At 69.4% G+C, this 15,768-nt stretch carries 13 protein-coding genes, 1 other RNA gene and 1 pseudogene; 5 read left to right on the forward strand and 10 right to left on the reverse strand.

The window, feature by feature from the left end:
* The first annotated feature begins 121 nt into the window (after positions 1-121).
* Positions 122-265, forward strand: a complete 144-nt coding sequence (locus H293_RS58280; RefSeq protein WP_158694385.1) for a DUF6408 family protein — start codon at positions 122-124, stop codon at positions 263-265.
* Positions 266-337: 72 nt separating this feature from the next.
* On the opposite strand, the gene H293_RS0100950 is transcribed toward H293_RS58280, so the two are convergent.
* Together H293_RS0100950 and H293_RS0100955 are read right to left on the reverse strand one after the other, a co-directional pair.
* Positions 338-2,446 (reverse strand): DUF2075 domain-containing protein, encoded by a 2,109-nt coding sequence (locus H293_RS0100950; protein ID WP_259294423.1) that lies wholly within the window; start codon positions 2,444-2,446, stop codon positions 338-340.
* A 195-nt stretch (positions 2,447-2,641) separates the two neighbouring features.
* Positions 2,642-4,528, reverse strand: coding sequence for a DUF2075 domain-containing protein (locus tag H293_RS0100955; RefSeq protein ID WP_028807433.1), 1,887 nt, complete (start codon positions 4,526-4,528; stop codon positions 2,642-2,644).
* 449 nt (positions 4,529-4,977) lie between these two features.
* Between H293_RS0100955 and H293_RS0100960 the strand changes: the two genes are divergently transcribed.
* Both H293_RS0100960 and H293_RS58285 read left to right on the forward strand, forming a co-directional pair.
* Entirely contained in the window at positions 4,978-6,540 is a 1,563-nt protein-coding gene (locus tag H293_RS0100960; RefSeq protein ID WP_020116011.1) for an McrC family protein, read from the forward strand.
* Between the two features lie 82 nt (positions 6,541-6,622).
* Entirely contained in the window at positions 6,623-6,793 is a 171-nt protein-coding gene (locus tag H293_RS58285; RefSeq protein WP_158694386.1) for a hypothetical protein, read from the forward strand.
* Between the two features lie 274 nt (positions 6,794-7,067).
* Here H293_RS58285 and rnpB read toward each other — a convergent pair.
* The 5 genes and pseudogenes from rnpB to H293_RS0100985 form a co-directional block, all read right to left on the reverse strand.
* Positions 7,068-7,469, reverse strand: an RNA gene (gene rnpB / locus H293_RS53640) — RNase P RNA component class A.
* A 115-nt stretch (positions 7,470-7,584) separates the two neighbouring features.
* Positions 7,585-8,367 (reverse strand): annotated as a pseudogene (locus tag H293_RS61555) (DMT family transporter); the annotation flags it as partial.
* Between the two features lie 18 nt (positions 8,368-8,385).
* Positions 8,386-9,213 carry an AraC family transcriptional regulator gene (locus H293_RS0100975; protein WP_020116013.1) on the reverse strand — a complete coding sequence of 276 codons (828 nt, stop codon included), beginning with the start codon at positions 9,211-9,213 and terminating at the stop codon, positions 8,386-8,388.
* A 62-nt stretch (positions 9,214-9,275) separates the two neighbouring features.
* The gene (locus H293_RS0100980) at positions 9,276-9,854 is read right to left on the reverse strand and encodes a Uma2 family endonuclease (protein WP_020116014.1); all 579 of its coding nucleotides are present in this window, start codon (positions 9,852-9,854) and stop codon (positions 9,276-9,278) included.
* A 116-nt stretch (positions 9,855-9,970) separates the two neighbouring features.
* On the reverse strand, positions 9,971-11,401 hold the full coding sequence (locus H293_RS0100985) for an RNB domain-containing ribonuclease (RefSeq protein WP_020116015.1): 1,431 nt from the start codon (positions 11,399-11,401) through the stop codon (positions 9,971-9,973).
* Positions 11,402-11,464: 63 nt separating this feature from the next.
* On the opposite strand from H293_RS0100985, the gene yaaA reads away from it, so the two are divergent.
* A complete protein-coding gene (yaaA, locus tag H293_RS0100990) occupies positions 11,465-12,247 on the forward strand; it encodes a peroxide stress protein YaaA (protein WP_020116016.1) in 783 nt (260 codons plus the stop codon).
* Between the two features lie 66 nt (positions 12,248-12,313).
* A complete protein-coding gene (locus H293_RS0100995) occupies positions 12,314-12,985 on the forward strand; it encodes a bifunctional 4-hydroxy-2-oxoglutarate aldolase/2-dehydro-3-deoxy-phosphogluconate aldolase (protein ID WP_020116017.1) in 672 nt (223 codons plus the stop codon).
* Here H293_RS0100995 and H293_RS0101000 read toward each other — a convergent pair.
* From H293_RS0101000 to H293_RS0101010, 3 genes are read right to left on the reverse strand one after another with little or no spacing between them, the layout of a single operon-like run.
* The gene (locus tag H293_RS0101000) at positions 12,968-14,134 is read right to left on the reverse strand and encodes a bifunctional RNase H/acid phosphatase (RefSeq protein WP_020116018.1); all 1,167 of its coding nucleotides are present in this window, start codon (positions 14,132-14,134) and stop codon (positions 12,968-12,970) included. The two genes, H293_RS0100995 and H293_RS0101000, sit on opposite strands and share 18 nt — an antisense overlap.
* Before the next feature lie 12 nt (positions 14,135-14,146).
* Entirely contained in the window at positions 14,147-14,890 is a 744-nt protein-coding gene (locus H293_RS0101005) for a zinc ribbon domain-containing protein (protein ID WP_106968242.1), read from the reverse strand.
* Positions 14,887-15,735, reverse strand: coding sequence for a Nif3-like dinuclear metal center hexameric protein (locus H293_RS0101010; protein WP_020116020.1), 849 nt, complete (start codon positions 15,733-15,735; stop codon positions 14,887-14,889). Before H293_RS0101010 ends, H293_RS0101005 begins: the two co-directional genes overlap by 4 nt.
* Between the last annotated feature and the right edge of the window lie 33 nt (positions 15,736-15,768).

Below are 15,768 nucleotides of genomic sequence, written 5' to 3' on the forward strand. Positions count from 1 at the left end.
TTTACTGCTGCGCACCTTCCCGGAGGGTACGAGGCGGAGTCCACGGTCCAGTCCACTGGCCCGTGAGTGACGAATGGGGCGGATGCCCGGTAGGGCGGTCCTACCATTCCGAACTCACACCATGGAGTGGGCCTTTATGGAACCGGTCGAGTACAAGCCTGCGCGTCGTCCCTGGATCCGCGAGATCCTGGCCGGCGCCGCCGCGGGTGTGATCTCCAGCCTCGTGTTGGAGGCACTAGCGGTGGCAGCGCGCCACCTCATCTGAGGCAGGCATGTGGCGGGCCCGGCGAGCCCGCCACTCTTCAGCCTGTCTGGCTTCCGCCATCACGAGGATCCGTCAGAAGAGCAGTTCCTGCCCGGGAGTGGTGTCGTGGCCCTTCCTCTTCGGGCTGGGGAGATGCGGTATCCGCGCCTCGGCAGGGAGGTTTTCCCAAGTGGGCCGCAGGCCGTGTATCTGCACGTCACCTACGCGGCTCTTGAGATACACCTGTGTCTCCTCATCCGTGGAGTACAGCACCGTCGCCCGGCTCGCCCTGGTCATGAGCACGTGGTACGCGTGCCGAACACATCGCGCGAACTCCTCCTCTTTTTCTTCCTCGCTTCCCTTCCCCTCACGGAGCTTCATGTCGAATGAACCGGGCACTTTGACGCGTTTGACCTTGCTTTCCGGGTCCTCACGCCACTGCCCCTTGCGGTAGACCCAGCGGTCGCCGCGTCTCACCATGTCGTCGCCGAGGATCACCCCGCACCAGTCCCACTCAAGGCCCTGAGCCGTGTAGACGCAGCCGATCTGGTTGATGCCATACGGGTGCACTGACCATTTCGTGGACGGGGGCACCGCTCCGTTCTCTCGGAAGGAGTCGCCTTTAGCGTTCCACGGTCGGTGCCAGTCTCCGATCCGCACGTCTGCCTCCAGGCGAGCGGCCTTCCCCTTTCCTACCGGTTCGGTCCACGGCCAGCAGAAGCCGGCCACCATCCGAGCTGTCGCTCCCGCCTCCGCCTCGGTCCTGATGATGTACTCGAGTTCCTCTGGACTGTCTGCCACTTCGACATGCATCAAACCGTCGGGGGTCCACTCGGTGGTTCCTGCCTCGATGTCGAGGACAGCCCGCACCCAGCGGATGTAGGCGTCGCTTCCCCCGCAGCGCCATTCCTCCCTGAGCCCATAGCGGAGTGGAGTGATTCCCCGCGCTCTTGCAGCTCCCTCAATCAGGCTCGCCGTTCCGACTTCCTTGGGGCGCACAGACTGGCTCTCGTCGAGAAAGAACACCGTGAGGCGCGAGGCATCGAGCAGATCGTCCACCTGAGGCTGTTTGCCCGACTTCTCTTCTCGTTGGTACATGTCGATGGTTCGCTCTCTCACGCGATGCGCCTCGTCGCAGATGAGGACGTCCAAGGGAGGGTCCGGAGGCGTCACGAAGTGGCTGAAATAGGCGAACCTCTTCCTGAACTCCTTGTCGGTGTAGCCCACCTGCTCCTGGAGCGCCCCGTTGAAGGCACGGCTGCCGCTGGCGTACTTCACCGTATGGCCAGCTGCCTCGAAATCGGCCCTGAGCTGTAGCCCCACCGCGCTCTTCCCGGTACCTGCACCACCCGTCACGATGAACACCGCGCGTCCGTCGTCCGGCGGCGGAGCAGGCTCATCGGGATTGCCGAGAACCAGGGCGGCCCGCTGCAGAACACTCGCCGCCACTCTCTTCTGCTGCCCCCGCAGGGTGAACACCGTGTCCTCTCCGCGAGATCTGATCATCGCGTCGAGAAGCGGCGTGTTGCGCAGGTTCATGAACCGCAGGAGTTGCTCGGCCTCCGAAGCCCCGCCGTCCTCCGCGAAATGCCGACGCAGGTCCGCAAGGAGCAGGCCACGACTGTCCTGGGTGTACACACGCTCATAGGCTCCAGTCGGCGCCAACGTATCGAGCAGCGGTCGAACCGAGTCGTCGGTGGCATTGTGCAGGTACGCGAATCCGCCGCATTCGACCGTGATGCCGCGCAGCGGTCCCTGGTCTCCAGTGAACAGTTGGTATGTGTGCCTGAGTTGCAACGCAGGGTGCTTCTTGGGCTTCTTGTATCCCGGCACCCTCACGAGCTCCGCGGTGGCAGCTTCCACCCGCGTCACCATTGACCATCTCTTCAGCTCGACGAGTTGGAACGACGGCAGACGCGTCTCGGGGTGTCGCCCGACAAGCACCACGTCAATGAGGGGCGGCTCCCCCTTCTTCGGTTCGTCGACCGTCGCCGCGCACTCGACGACCATCTCGACGTTGCCCCGCTCCGCCTCGACCAGGTCTTCAGCCAACTCGACCAGGCTCTCGGCCCATGCCTCCCGTTCGGTATCGGACACGTCGCGCCCTCGGAAGTACCGGTATCTGGCGGCGAGATGCGGTAGCATCCGCCGCCTTGAGTTCAGAGTGAGCAGGTCCTGCGCAGACAGCCTCAGCAGGAGCATGGACACGAGGTGGTTCCCCCAGGGCACGAGTGACTCGTGCGGGTGGGGGCGTGTCCTCGCGTAGAGGAAGCCCGTCGGGCCGCAATTGGTACGGGTGATCTTAGGGAGCGCGGTAGCTCACGCGTGCTCCTGCCGCCAACTCGCGGCTTGTCAGCGGTAAGTTGGCGAAAAAGCTGCGGATTTCAGGCTGGGCGCTCACGCCGTGACGGCCACGCGCCGCACAGCACCCACCAGCTCCCGTAGCTTCTCCTGCGTCTCCCGGTCCGTGGAGTAGAGGACCGTGCCTACCATTCCGCGGGTCAGGAGCACCTTGTACGTGTTGCGGATCAGACGGTCCACGTCGGCGTCCGGTGTCGAGCGCTTGAATACCGGGTCCTTGGACGCCGTTCGATCCGTCACCCATCGGTCGCCGCGCCACACCAAGTCGGGGCCGATGATGACGCCGGACCAGTCGTACTCGAAGCCCTGAGCGGTGTAGACGCAGCCGATCTGGCCGAAGCCCGCCGGGTCCGTGGCCCACAGGGCGGACGGCGGTGCGCCGGAGACGGAGCGGTCGCCGCGCAGGTTCCAGGGGCGCGCCCAGTCGCCGATCCTCACGTCGTCCGGCAGGGGCTGTCCCGGCTTGGGTTCCGGGGACCAGGGCCAGCAGTAGCCAGCGGACATGCGAGCACTGTAGTTCTGACCGCGGCGGCCGTCCAGGAAGCTCTCCATCTCCTCCGGGCTCTCAGCCAAAAGGAGTTGCATGCGGTCATCGGGGTCCCACACGACCGGGCCGCCCGGCTCCAGGCCCAGGAGCCGCACCACCCAGCGCAGATAGGCGTCGCTCCCGCCGCAGCGGAACTGGCTCTCAAGCCTGACGACGGGGCAGTTCAGCCCCCTGCGTGCCGCTGCAGCTCGGATGTCTTCCACCGTGCCCATCTCACCCGGGCGCACGACCTGGTGCTCGTCGAGCAGGAAGACGGGCACTTTGGCCACGTCTATCAGTTCGTCGATTTGCCGCTTGCCGGTCCGGTGCGCGGCCGGTGTGTACCGGTTGGCAGATGTCTCACGGACGCGGTGCGCCTCGTCGCAGACCAGGACGTCCAGGCTGTTCTTCTCCGTCGCCATGAAGCTGTTGAAGTACTTGAAGAGCTCCTGCACTTCGCGCTTCCTGGCACCCGCGACCTTGCGCATCGTCTTGGTGAAGGACTGCGACCCGGTCGCATGCAGGGCCGGGATGCCCCGCCGGTACAACTCACCGAGCAGGGACAGCGCGATCACGCTCTTGCCGGTGCCAGGACCACCGGTGATGACCACGACTTCCTTGTGGTCGGACCGCTGGGCCTTGCGTACCGCGTTGAGCACCTTGCGGTAGGCGACTTGCTGTTCGTCGAGGAGCACGAACTGCTCCCTCTCACGGACTTCCTGAGCGGCGACCGCCATCAGCTGCTTCGACGGGACCGTCTTGCCCGCGAGCAGCGCGTCGGCGGCTGCGGCGCCCGGATGCTCAGGGCTGAGCCGGGCACGAAGGTAGTCGATGAACCCACCACGGGTGTCACCCGCGAACAACTGGCCCCACTCGTCGGACTCGATCTCGCGCAGTGCACCCACATCGAACTCGGTTGCGTTGTGCAGTAAAGCCACTCCCCCGACCCGCTCCGGGTGTCCGGCGACAGCGCCGTTGAAGTTGACGAGGTATTCGCAGTAGCGGCGCACCTGCTCGATGGGGTTGAGGACCGGCTGAGTATAGGAAGGGACGTGGCAAAGGACCGGGTCGTCCTCATCGGGGACGACATCGCTCCATTGCTTGAGCTCCACCACGACATAGGAGGGGTCGCCCGTGCGTGGGTGTATTCCGGCGAGGACCGCGTCGGCTCGCTTGCTGTTCATCGGGAGCGCGTACTCCAGCATGACCTCGACGTCACCGAGACCCGCTTCATTGAGCGCGGCGGTCAGCGCGGGAATGCTCCGTTCCCAGGACCGCGCCTCCGAGGAGTTGGGCCGATAGCCGTGCATGTGGGCGAACTGCTCGGTGAGGTGGAGGTAGAGCGAACTGTCGAGCGCCATGGCGGCGACCGTTTTCGCAGACGCGCGGAACAGCAAGGACTTCCCCCGGGCAGCACGAAATGACTCGTGCGGGTGGGGGCATGTCCTTCAAGACTCCACCGAGGTGGAGCGGAAGCCCGTCGGGCCGCGATGACGACGGGTTAGAGGTTACCTGGGCGGTGGCGAGGGACAACGACAGGGTTTCGAGGTCGCGGAGGGCTCCCGCCCCTTACGCCCCTGGCGCCCTCGGACCACGCTAGTCCGGGTTCCCGGTGCTCGCGAGTGATCCGTCGATGCGGCCCTACTCTCGGTCGCCCTGACGCGGCCGCGTTACGGTCGCGAGCAATCACCGGGCAGCATGGGCCTATCCCTGGGGTCTGGACCATCAATCGCTCAACGGACAACCAACGGCCAACAACCCATCCACCGGGGGCCCTTGATCGCTCCCAGACCTCGCGGAACGTACCCCGTCGCCCCGGCGCCCGGTGATCCGGCAGGATGACGCCATGACCGACGGGTTGGACGTGTGGACGACTGCGGCAGGGTTCGACCGGAGCGCTGTGGCCGAGGACGAGGCTTCGGCGGCGGACGAGCGCAAGCAGGTGCTCGGACAGTTCCCCTTGGAGGAGTGGGCGCGCCTGCCGCTGGAGCGCTACGCGCTGGGTCTGGACCCTTCCCGTTCGGGGACGACGTACTGCCGGATGATCGAGTTCGGCACGCCGAACCTGGGCAGTATCAGGGGCGGCAGCGCGGCGAAGCACATCCCGCGCAGGACCTGGCCGCCGCCCTGGCGACCGAGTTCACCAGCGGCGAGCCGGGCCCCGATGCCTGACCGAGCCGAGATCCGTCTCGGCGAGTACCAGTCCGTCCCGCTCAATAGCGGCCAGCTCACTCCCCGGGACGTCGAGCGCCTGCGCGCCCTCGAAGCCGGGCGTCACCTCACCTTGGCCCCGGACCGGTCGGGATGGCGGCTCAAGGCCGTGGCGACCGTCGGGGTCCTGGTCCTGGACCGCGTCCGTGTGGTCATCGAACCCAAGTTCGCCATTCCGGGCGAGCGGCTCATGAGCTGGCTCACCTACGCCTTGGACGCGCCCGCCCCCGTCCCGGCTTCCACACGAAGTTGGGCCACCAGGCCGGACGGCTACGCCGACCTCGTCGCCGCCGCCCTGCTGCAACAGTGCGAACAACTGGTCCGCGAGGGGCTCCGCCGTGACTACGTCCGACACGACGGCGTCGAACCGGTGCTCCGAGGTCGCCTCGATGTCGCCGCCCAGGCGATCCGCCGATACGGCCAACTCGATCGGCTGCACATACGCACCTTCGACCGCGAGGCGGATATCTGGGACAACCGTGTCCTGGCAACTGCCTTGAAGGCCACACTCGTTCTGACAGCCAGTCCGGACCTGGCACGCGACCTGCACGGCATCATGGGCGCGTTCCCGGGTCCTGCAACCCCAGCCGCGGCCCTCCGCGCCCTGGACCGGATCCCGTACACGCGCCTGAACTCCCGCTACCGCGCCGCCCATACGTGGGCGCGACTGCTCCTGAACCGCGGAGGCGTGACCGACCTGCTCGCCGACCGGGGCAACACGGCAGTTGGCCTCCTGCTGGCCATGCCCGCCCTGTGGGAGGCCGTCGTTCGACGGCTCGGCACCGAAGCCGGCATCTCCCTGGGTGGCCGTGCCGTCCCGAGCGGCGGTGACACGGCCATCACTGTCCGCGGGGACCTCCGAAACGCCTCGACCTTCCGTCCCGATCTGCTGCTCAGCCTCCCCCTGCCCGGCACCTCGCAACGCGCCCTGCTGCCGGTGGACGCCAAGTACAAGCGATACGACCGCCATGGCGTCAGCGCCGACGACGTCCACCAACTCCTCACGTACAGCGCGGGGTACGCCCCCAGCGGTGATCCGTGCGGTGTGATCATCCACCCTCGGTCAGAGGGGCACACCCACCGCGTCCTCCAGGTGGGCGGCCCGCGGGGGCGGCTCGGCACCATCCACGTCCTCGGCGTGGATACCCAGGCGGACCCTAGGCATGCGAGCGCATGGATCAGGGCGGCGCGGCCCTGAGCCGATCACCGGTCGGGCCGACGCGCGTGTCCGACGAACAGAACCGGGCGTACCACCGACGCAGCGCCCTGGTCCCCTGTTCATGCGCGCGCAGCACAGGGCACCCCTCGCGGGCCTCGCGCAGGGCCCCGGTTCGGAAGACGAGATTGAGAAGGGGCGTCAGAAACGGAAGTCGGCGCTGCTGTCGGATGCAGACAGCATCCGCATCTCGCTCGTGCTGTCGTCTGCCGGGGTGGTCAGCGCCACGCGATGAGCGACAGGAGCACCCGATGTCCTAGCCGATATGCCCGCCGACGGAAACAGCTGCGGACCTCACCGAAGGGGCGCCCTCCGGCCGCAAAACCAGGGCGGGCCTTCGGAGCATGGAGCCAGTGAGTCCGCCGGAGTACCGAGTCCTGCAGGGAGTTCGATGATCTTAGGACTTTTGAGGGACTTCCCTCCGCCTAACGCTGCAAGCCTTCGAGAGATCGGAAAGAGCCTCCGTCCCAGATCAGAGGCCCCATCCCAGGCAAAGCCGCAGGTGGCGGCAGACGAGTCGGGCTGTACGCCGGGTTCTGTCGCCCGGTCGCCTCGCGGCGGCCGGGGAGACGGCCATCCATCTAGGGTCGACGTTGCCGTCGGCCTCGTGCGGTCTACCCACGGACTCGGGCGGGCAGCCCTCGAACGTCCGCGCAGAAACACCTGGGTGTTTCCTTTTGACCTTGCTCCGGGTGGGGTTTACCTAGCTGCTCAGGTCGCCCTGGGCACTGGTGGTCTCTTACACCGCCGTTTCACCCTTACCGAGGACCGAAGTCCCCGGCGGTTTGTTTTCTGTGGCACTTTCCCGCGGGTCACCCCGGGTGGCCGTTAGCCATCACCCTGCCCTGTGGAGCCCGGACGTTCCTCGGGAAGCCCCCTGAGGGACTTCACGCGGCCGTCCGCCCGGCTCGTCTGCCGTGTCGACCATGTTACCGGGCGGGTGACGGCCCCCTGACCGGAGGCGGTCGCCAGTACCGAGCCCGCCAGGATCAGGGTGAAGGCCGCCACGATGGCCGCCGTCAGTGGCTCGGACAGGAAGATCGCGCCCGCTGCCACCGCCACCGCCGGATTGACGTACGTGAACACCGTCGCCCTCGTCGGACCAGCCTCCTTGATCAGCTCCAGGAAGGCCACGAAGGCGACCGCGGTGCAGACCACGCCCAGGGTGGCCAGCGCGGCCAGGACCGAGGCGGAGGGCATCGCCGACGGCCAGGTCATCGCCGCCGCCGGGGCGTAGACCAGGGCCGCGAGGGCCAGGCAGGGGGCGATGAGCTGGAGGGTCGGGACGTCCTTCAGGTAGCGAGCGGCGATCAGAGGGGCCGTCGCGTAGCCGATCACCGTTATCAGCACCTCGGCCAGGGAGCGGGCGTCGCCGCCGGTCAGGTGGGGGACCGTAAGGACTCCTACGCCGGCCAGGCCCAGGCCGAGCCCGACGACGCGCCGCACTCCCAGTCTCTCCGTTTCGCCGAAGAAGCGGGCCAGGGCCACTCCCACGATCGGAACGCCCGCGATCAGCAGGCCCGCTGTCGAGCTGGACAGGTGGCGTTCCGCGTCGGTCAAGGTCCACCAGGGGCCGATGATCTCGATGCACGCGAAGGCCAGCATCGGGCGCCAGTGGGTGCGAACGGTGGCGGGCAGGCCCCCCTGCCGTACCGCGAAGGGAAGGAGCAGGGCCGCGCCCAGCGCACAGCGCGTGAACACCACCATCGACGGGGACAGCGGGGCATCCACCGCCACCTTGATCAGCAGGTAGGGGATGCCCCAGACCACTCCCATCAGGGAGAACAGGAACCAGCCGCGCGCAGTCATGCGGCCATGTTCGCCACGTCAGCGGCGGGCGTCTTGAACGCTGTTGCGGTACGCCGCCGGGGTGACCCCCAGGACCCGCCGGAACCAGCGGGTCAGGTGCGCCTGATCCGCGAAGCCCACCAGGCCCGCGACCTCGGCCGGCTTGAGTCCCGACTCCAGCAGTCCGCGGGCCCGGTGCACCCGGTACTGCGCCAGCCAGGCGTACGGCGGCATCCCCATCGTCGTACGGAAGGCTCTGAGGAGTTGGTAGCGGGACAGGCCCTGTTCGGCGGCGAGCAGAGCCAGGGAAGGGGGCTCCAGGAGGTCGTCGGCCAGGCGGTCCCGCACCGCGTGGGCGATGTGGGCGGCGCCCGGCACCATGTCGTGCGTCGCGCGGGCCGTGGAGTGGCGGCACGCGAGGGCCGTGAACAGCCACGGGAGACGGGACTCGGTCTCCAACGGGTCCGGGCAGGCGCTCAGTTCGGCGTGGGCGCGGCTGAGTGCGGTGGCGAGCGCGGGGTCGTCGAGGAGGGGCTCGGGGAAGTACGGGAGACCGCAGCCGAGGGTGCCTTCGGTGAGGAGGGAGGGGTCGGGGTACAGGGCGCGGTAGGCGTAGCCGCCGTCGGGCGCTGCGGGACGGCCTGTGTGCATCTCGCCGGGGGCCAGTACGACGATGGAGCCCGGGCCCGGGCGGAGGTGGTCGCCTCGGTAGTCGATGACCTCGGAGCCGCCCACGCAGATGCCGATGCTGAACTGCTCGTGCGTGTGCGAGGCGTAGACGTGGCGGTCGAAGCGGGCGGTCAGGAGGTCCAGCGGGGGGCCGCAGCGGCCCAGCCGTGTTCTCGTCCACAGTGCCTGTTCCGCCACGGTCCGTCCCCCTGTCCGTCTTGCTCAGAGCTCAGAGCACAGAGGGTCCAACGCCCTAGCACTCAGAGAAAGTCCGCGGTCTCCAGGTCGAAGGCGAACGGGGCGGGCAGAGTGATCGGCTTGCCGAACGAACGGGTGCAGTGTTCCCGGTAGTCGTCCTTCTCCGGGACACTGAACAGGGTGACCGACGAGGCCTCTCGGTCGACGAGCAGGTAGAGCGGGATGCCGCCGCGGGCGTAGCAGCGGCGCTTGGCCTCGCGGTCAGCCTTGGGTTTCGTAGACGTCACCTCAAGGACCATGGCGACTCCATCGCAGGGCATCCAGGAGTCGGCACTCGCGAAAAGGTCGAGGTCAAGAGGGGCGAGCGTGACGTCCGGGACCACATGATTCTTCGGACATGCCTCGCCGCTTCTCAGCTTCAGGCCCTTGTTCCCGGAGAAGTCCATCTCGGTGCGCGAATGCTTGATCACTTGCCGCACAATCCGGCTGATGCACTTCTCGTGCTCCCCGTCCGGCGGCGGCGTCACAACGATTTCCCCCTCGATCAGTTCAGCCCGGAAACCCTCCGGGGTGTCGAGGGCCAGGAAGATCTCCAGCAGTCCCTCAGCCGGCGTGAGCGGCTCATGGGCCACGGCACTCATGTCACGCCCCTCCTCCTGTCGCTCGCCAGACTGGGACATCGCAAGATCACCTGTCCGAGAGATCGGGAACCGTTGCCTCGATCGTGGCACACGCTCAGCGCCGTCGTCATGCACCTTCAGGCGGGCGTGAAGCGCACCTTCGCGGCCCCCGGAGGCATCCTCGGATCCGACCGCACGACCTTCACCCGCAGCCGCTCGCCCAGCGACAGCCCCTCCCCGTCGATCCGGCCGATCACCGCCGGTGTCTCCAACTGCACGGTCCCCACCGTCGGCCGGTGTTCGTCGACGTCCACCACGCAGCCGTCGAACACCTCCCCCACCCGGTCCTTCAGCACCGCCGCCTCGACGAGGTCGACGCAAGCCCGTTCCACCGTGGCCGCACGGTGGCCGCCCTCGGACATCTCGCTAGGCAGCGCGTCGAAAGCGGCGAGCACCCACTCCGGCACCGGCTCCCCCGCGGCCGCCGCCAGGCAGATCTCGGACGCGTACCGGTCGACCAGGCGCCGCAGTGGTGCCGTGCAGTGGGCGTACGGGGCGGCGACCGCCGCGTGGGTGGTGAGGGAGGGCAGGGCGCCGTCGCGGAAGACGGTGTAACCGGCGCCCCGCAGCAGCGTCGTGCACTCCTGGAGGAAGGCCGCATGGGACGGGATCCCCGGGTCCAGGGAGCGGATCAGCGCCGCGTACGACACATGGTGCGGCCAGTCGATGTGGAGGGCGAGCGCCGTACGGCGGAGGCGACCCACCGCGCCATCGGGGGCGGCGGGGAGGGTGCGGAGCACTCCCGTGCCGTACGCGAGCATCAACTCCGCCGCCGCCATACCCGTGAGCAGGGAGATCTGGGCGTTCCAGCCGTCGGCGGGCAGCGGAGCGCGGTACGTGAGCTCGTACGTGCCGTTCCGCTCGACGATCTCCTGCTCGGGGACCCGCAAGGAGATTCCGCCGCGCTCGATCTCCAGTCGCTCACGGAGCGCACCGACCTCGCTCAGCAGAAACAGCGGCTCCTCGGCCGTACCCGAGTCGACCGCCCGCTGCACGCCCTCGTAGTCGAGCCTGGCCCGGCTGCGGACCAGGGCCCGGCGGACGTCGGTGGCGGTCGTACGGCCGTCCGCGTCGAGGTCGATCGTCCACAGCGCGGCCGGGCGGATCTGGTCCGGGAGGAGGCTCGCGGCGCCCTCGCTGAGCGCCGGCGGATGGAGCGGGATGCGGGTGTCCGGGAAGTACAGGGTCATCACCCGCCGGTGCGTCTCCGTGTCCAGCGCCGATCCGGGGACCACGAAGGCGGCGACGTCCGCGATGGCGTACCGGAGGCGGTAGCCGGTGCCCCGCCGGGAGAGGTGCATCGCCTGGTCGAGGTCGGTGGAGGCGGGCGGGTCGATGGTGAAGAGGGGGAGGTCGGTGGCGTCCTCGTACCCCTTCAGGTCGGGCACCCGTTCCGCCTCCGCCGTCGCCTCGGGCGGGAAGTCCGAGGGCACGCCGAGTTCGGTGCGCAGGGCGGCGAAGGCGGCCCGTAGCGGGACGTCGGTCACACGTATGCGGCGGCGGGGCATACAGCGAGGGTAAGCAGATCGGGCCCCGTACGCTGTCCGGAGCTCAACAGAAGGAGATGTTCCGTGCTGGTCCTGCTGCCTCCCTCCGAAGGCAAGGCGTCCTCCGGTCGTGGCGCCCCGCTGAAGCTGGAGTCGCTGTCGCTGCCGGGGCTCAACGAGAGCCGGGAGGCCGTCCTCGACGCGCTCGTCGAGCTGTGCGCCGCCGACGAGGAGAAGGCGCGCGAGGTGCTCGGGCTGAGCGAGGGGCTGCGCGGCGAAGTCGCCAAGAACGTCGAGCTCAGGACCGCGGGGGCGCGGCCCGCCGGAGAGATCTACACGGGTGTCCTCTACGACGCCCTCGACCTGGCTTCCCTCGACGCGGCCGCGAAGAGGCGTGCGGGGCGTTCGCTGCTCGTGTTCTCGGGGCTGTGGGGCGCGGTCCGGGTGACCGACCGGATTCCGTCGTACCGCTGCTCGATGGGGGTGCGGCTGCCCGGGATCGGGGCGCTGGGCACGCACTGGCGGACGCCGATGGCCGCCGTCGTCGACGAAGCCGCCGGGAAGGGCCTCGTGCTCGATCTGCGGTCCTCCGCCTACGCGGCCGCGTGGAAGCCGAAGGGTGAGGTCGCGGGACGGACGGCGACCGTACGGGTGCTGCACGCGCCGACCCGGAAGGTCGTCAGCCACTTCAACAAGGCGACGAAGGGGCGGATGGTGCGCAGTCTGCTGTCGGCCGGGGTCTCCCCCAAGGGGCCGGCCGAGCTGGTCGAGGCGCTGCGGGAGCTCGGGTACGTGGTGGAGGCCGAGGCTCCCGCGAAGGCCGGGCAGGCGTGGGCGCTGGATGTGCTGGTGGACGAGGTCCACTGACCGTCTCAGGTTGCAGAGGGTGCAACGGTCATTGCGTGTATCGCAGTGCTTCGGCACGATGACGCCATGGCCTCCCCCTCGCATGCCTCGCAACATGCCTCGCCGCACGCCTCGCTGCTCGACCTCGCGCCCGTCGTCCCCGTGGTCGTGCTCCAGGACGCCTCCGACGCCGTACCGCTCGCGCGCGCCCTGGTCGCCGGCGGGCTGCCCGCGATCGAGGTGACGCTGCGGACACCGGCCGCGCCGGACGCGATCCGGGCGATCGCCGAGGAGGTGCCGGACGCGGTGGTCGGGGCCGGGACCGTCATCACGCCCGGGCAGGTGCGGGAGTCGGTGGCGGCGGGTGCGCGCTTCCTCGTCAGCCCGGGCTGGACGGACGTACTCCTGGAGGCGATGCGGGGGTCCGGGGTGCCGTTCCTGCCGGGGGTGTCCACGGCCTCGGAGGTCGTGGCGCTGCTGGAGCGGGGGGTGCGGGAGATGAAGTTCTTCCCGGCGGAGGCGGCGGGCGGTACGGCGTATCTGAAGTCCCTCGCCGGGCCGCTGCCGCAAGCGCGGTTCTGTCCGACGGGCGGGATCGGGCCCGGTAACGCCCCCGAGTACCTCTCCCTGCCCAACGTCGGTTGTGTGGGCGGCACTTGGATGCTGCCCACCGACGCGATCGCCGCGCGCGACTGGGGGCGGGTGGAGGCGCTGGCCCGGGAGGCGTCCGGACTTTCCGGCCTACGGCCGCAGGTGTGACGTGTCGTTGAGGAGCCGCACGCTCGCGTTGCCGTCGGCGTAGTACGCGACCACCGACATGGACGCCGCCGAGAGTTCCATGCGGAACAGGGACTCGGGCGGGGCGCCGAGGGCCAGGCGTACGAACGTCTTGATCGGGGTGACGTGCGTGACGAGCAGGACCGTGCGGCCCGCGTACGCCGCGACGAGCTTGTCCCTGGTCGCGGCGATCCGGGTCGCCGTGGCCGCGAAGCTCTCGCCGCCGCCGGTGGGTTCGGCCTCCGGGTCGGACAGCCAGGTGGTGAGGTCGTCCGGGTAGCGCTCGCGCACCTCGCCGAAGGTGAGGCCCTCCCAGGCGCCGAAGTCGGTCTCGATCAGGCCGTCCTCGACGGTGACCTCAAGACCGAGCCGGTCGGCCACGGCCTGGGCGGTCTGCCGGGTACGGGTCAGGGGCGAGGTGAGGATGTGCTGGATCGTGCCTCGCTCGGCCAGGGCTTCGGCGGCCCTCCTGGCCTGTTCCCTGCCGATGTCGGACAGGGACGGATCGGTGCCGCCGCTGCCCGAGAACCGCTTCTGCGGGGTCAAGGGCGTCTCCCCGTGCCGCAGGAGCACGAAGGTGGCGGGCGCGCCCATGTCGGCCGGGGCCCAGCCGGGGCTTGCCACGGCCTTCGCGGCACGCACGTCGGCCTCGGCCTGGGCGGCACGTACGTCAGCCACATCGGCCTCCGCCTCGTCAGCGGGCAGCTGCCGCACCGAACTCGCCGACGCCCCCGAATCCATCGCCTCGTTCGCCAGCCGGTCCGCCCGCTTGTTCTGCTCGCGCGGGATCCACTCGTACGTCACCCGCCCCGGCGGAAACACCCGCCCCGCCTCCAGGGCGAGCGGCTTCATGTCGGGGTGCTTGATCTTCCAGCGCCCCGACATCTGCTCGACGACGAGCTTGGAGTCCATGCGGACGTGGACACGGGCCGTGGGGTCCAGGTCGTGCGCGGCGCGCAGGCCCGCCAGCAGCCCCCGGTACTCGGCCACGTTGTTGGTGACGACGCCGAGGTACTCGTACGCCTCGACCAGCGTCTCCCCCGTCACCGCGTCCAGCACCACGCAGCCGTAGCCGGCCGGCCCGGGGTTGCCCCGCGAGCCGCCGTCGGCCTCGACGATGAACTCCCGCACGCCCGACGCCTCTTACAGGCCGGAGTCGGACGTGCGCACCAGGATGCGACGGCAGTTCTCGCAGCGCACCACGGTGTCGGGCGCGGCCGCGCGGACCTCGTTGAAGTCCGTGATGGACAGCTCCTGGCGGCAGCCCTGGCAGGTGCGCTGGTACAGCTTGGCCGCGCCGATGCCGCCCTGCTGCTCGCGGAGCTTCTCGTAGAGCTTGAGGAGGTCGGCGGGGACGGAGGCGGCGATGACCTCGCGCTCCTTGGTCACGGAGGCGATCTCGCCGTCGAGGGTCTCGAAGGCCGCGTCCCGGCGGGCGGTGGCGTCCTCGATCTTCGACTGGACGGAGGAGACGCGTCCGGTCAGCTCGGCCACCCGCTCCTGTGCGGACTCCAGACGCTCCATGACCTCTAGGACGACGTCCTCCAGGTCGCCCTGGCGCTTGGCGAGGGAGGTGAGCTCGCGCTGGAGGTTCTCCAGGTCCTTGGGCGAGGTCACGGCTCCGGAGTCCAGGCGCTGCTGGTCGCGGGCGGCGCGCTGACGCACCTGGTCCACGTCCTGCTCGGCCTTGGTCTGCTCGCGGGCGGTGTCGCTCTCCTCGGTCTGGGCGGCCACGAGCAGGTCGCGCAGCTGGGTGGCGTCCTTGGTGAGCGACTCGATCTCGGCGTGCTCGGGCAGCGACCTGCGCTTGTGGGTGAGCTGCTGGAGGCGGACGTCGAGGGCCTGGACGTCGAGGAGGCGGATCTGGTCGGCGGGCGCGGCGTTCAGTTGGGGGCTCCAGGTGAAGGGGAGTGGCTGGTCCAGGGGTCGGTGACCGTCTTGGAGACGTGCACACGCAGGTTCCAGCCGTGGCGGTCGGAGATCTCGTCGAGCTGGGCGGCGGCCAGCTCGCACCAGGGCCACTCGGTGGCCCAGTGCGCCGCGTCGAGCAGCGCGAGAGGACTGTGGGCGCGAGCCGCGATGAACTCCGCGACCGGGTGGTGGCGCAGGTCCGCGGTGAGGAAGGCGTCGACACCGGCCGCGCGCACCTGGTCGAAGAGGCTGTCGCCGGAACCGCCGCTGACGGCGACCGTGCGGACGATGGCCTCGGGATCGCCGGCGACCCGGATGCCCTGAGCGGTGGCCGGCAGGCGTTCGGCGGCCCGCGCGGCGAGTTCACGGACGGTCGTCGGGGGGTCGAGCTCGCACACACGGCCAAGCCCCCGGCGCCCTTCCGGGTCCGTCGGGTCCGGCACCAACGGCCGTACGACACGGAGGTCGAGCGCGCCCGCGAGGGCGTCCGAGACGCCCGGGTCGGCGCTGTCCGCGTTGGTGTGGGCCACGTGCAGCGCGATGTCGTTCTTGATGAGGGTGTGGACGACCCGGCCCTTGTAGTGCGAGGCCGCCACGGTCGTCGTACCGCGCAGATAGAGGGGGTGGTGGGTGACCAGCAGGTCCGCGCCCAGCTTCACCGCCTCGTCGACGATCTCCTGGACCGGGTCCACGGCGAAGAGGACCCGCGCGACCTCCTGGTCGGGTTCGCCCACGACGGTACCGACCGCGTCCCAGGACTCGGCCCGCTCGGCGGGCCACAGGTTCTCCAGCGCGGCGATGACTTCAGACAGACGGGGCACGGGGAAAGGCTACCTGCCTGGTCTGTCCGGCTG

This window comes from Streptomyces canus 299MFChir4.1 (assembly GCF_000383615.1).
Classification (GTDB): domain Bacteria; phylum Actinomycetota; class Actinomycetes; order Streptomycetales; family Streptomycetaceae; genus Streptomyces; species Streptomyces canus_C.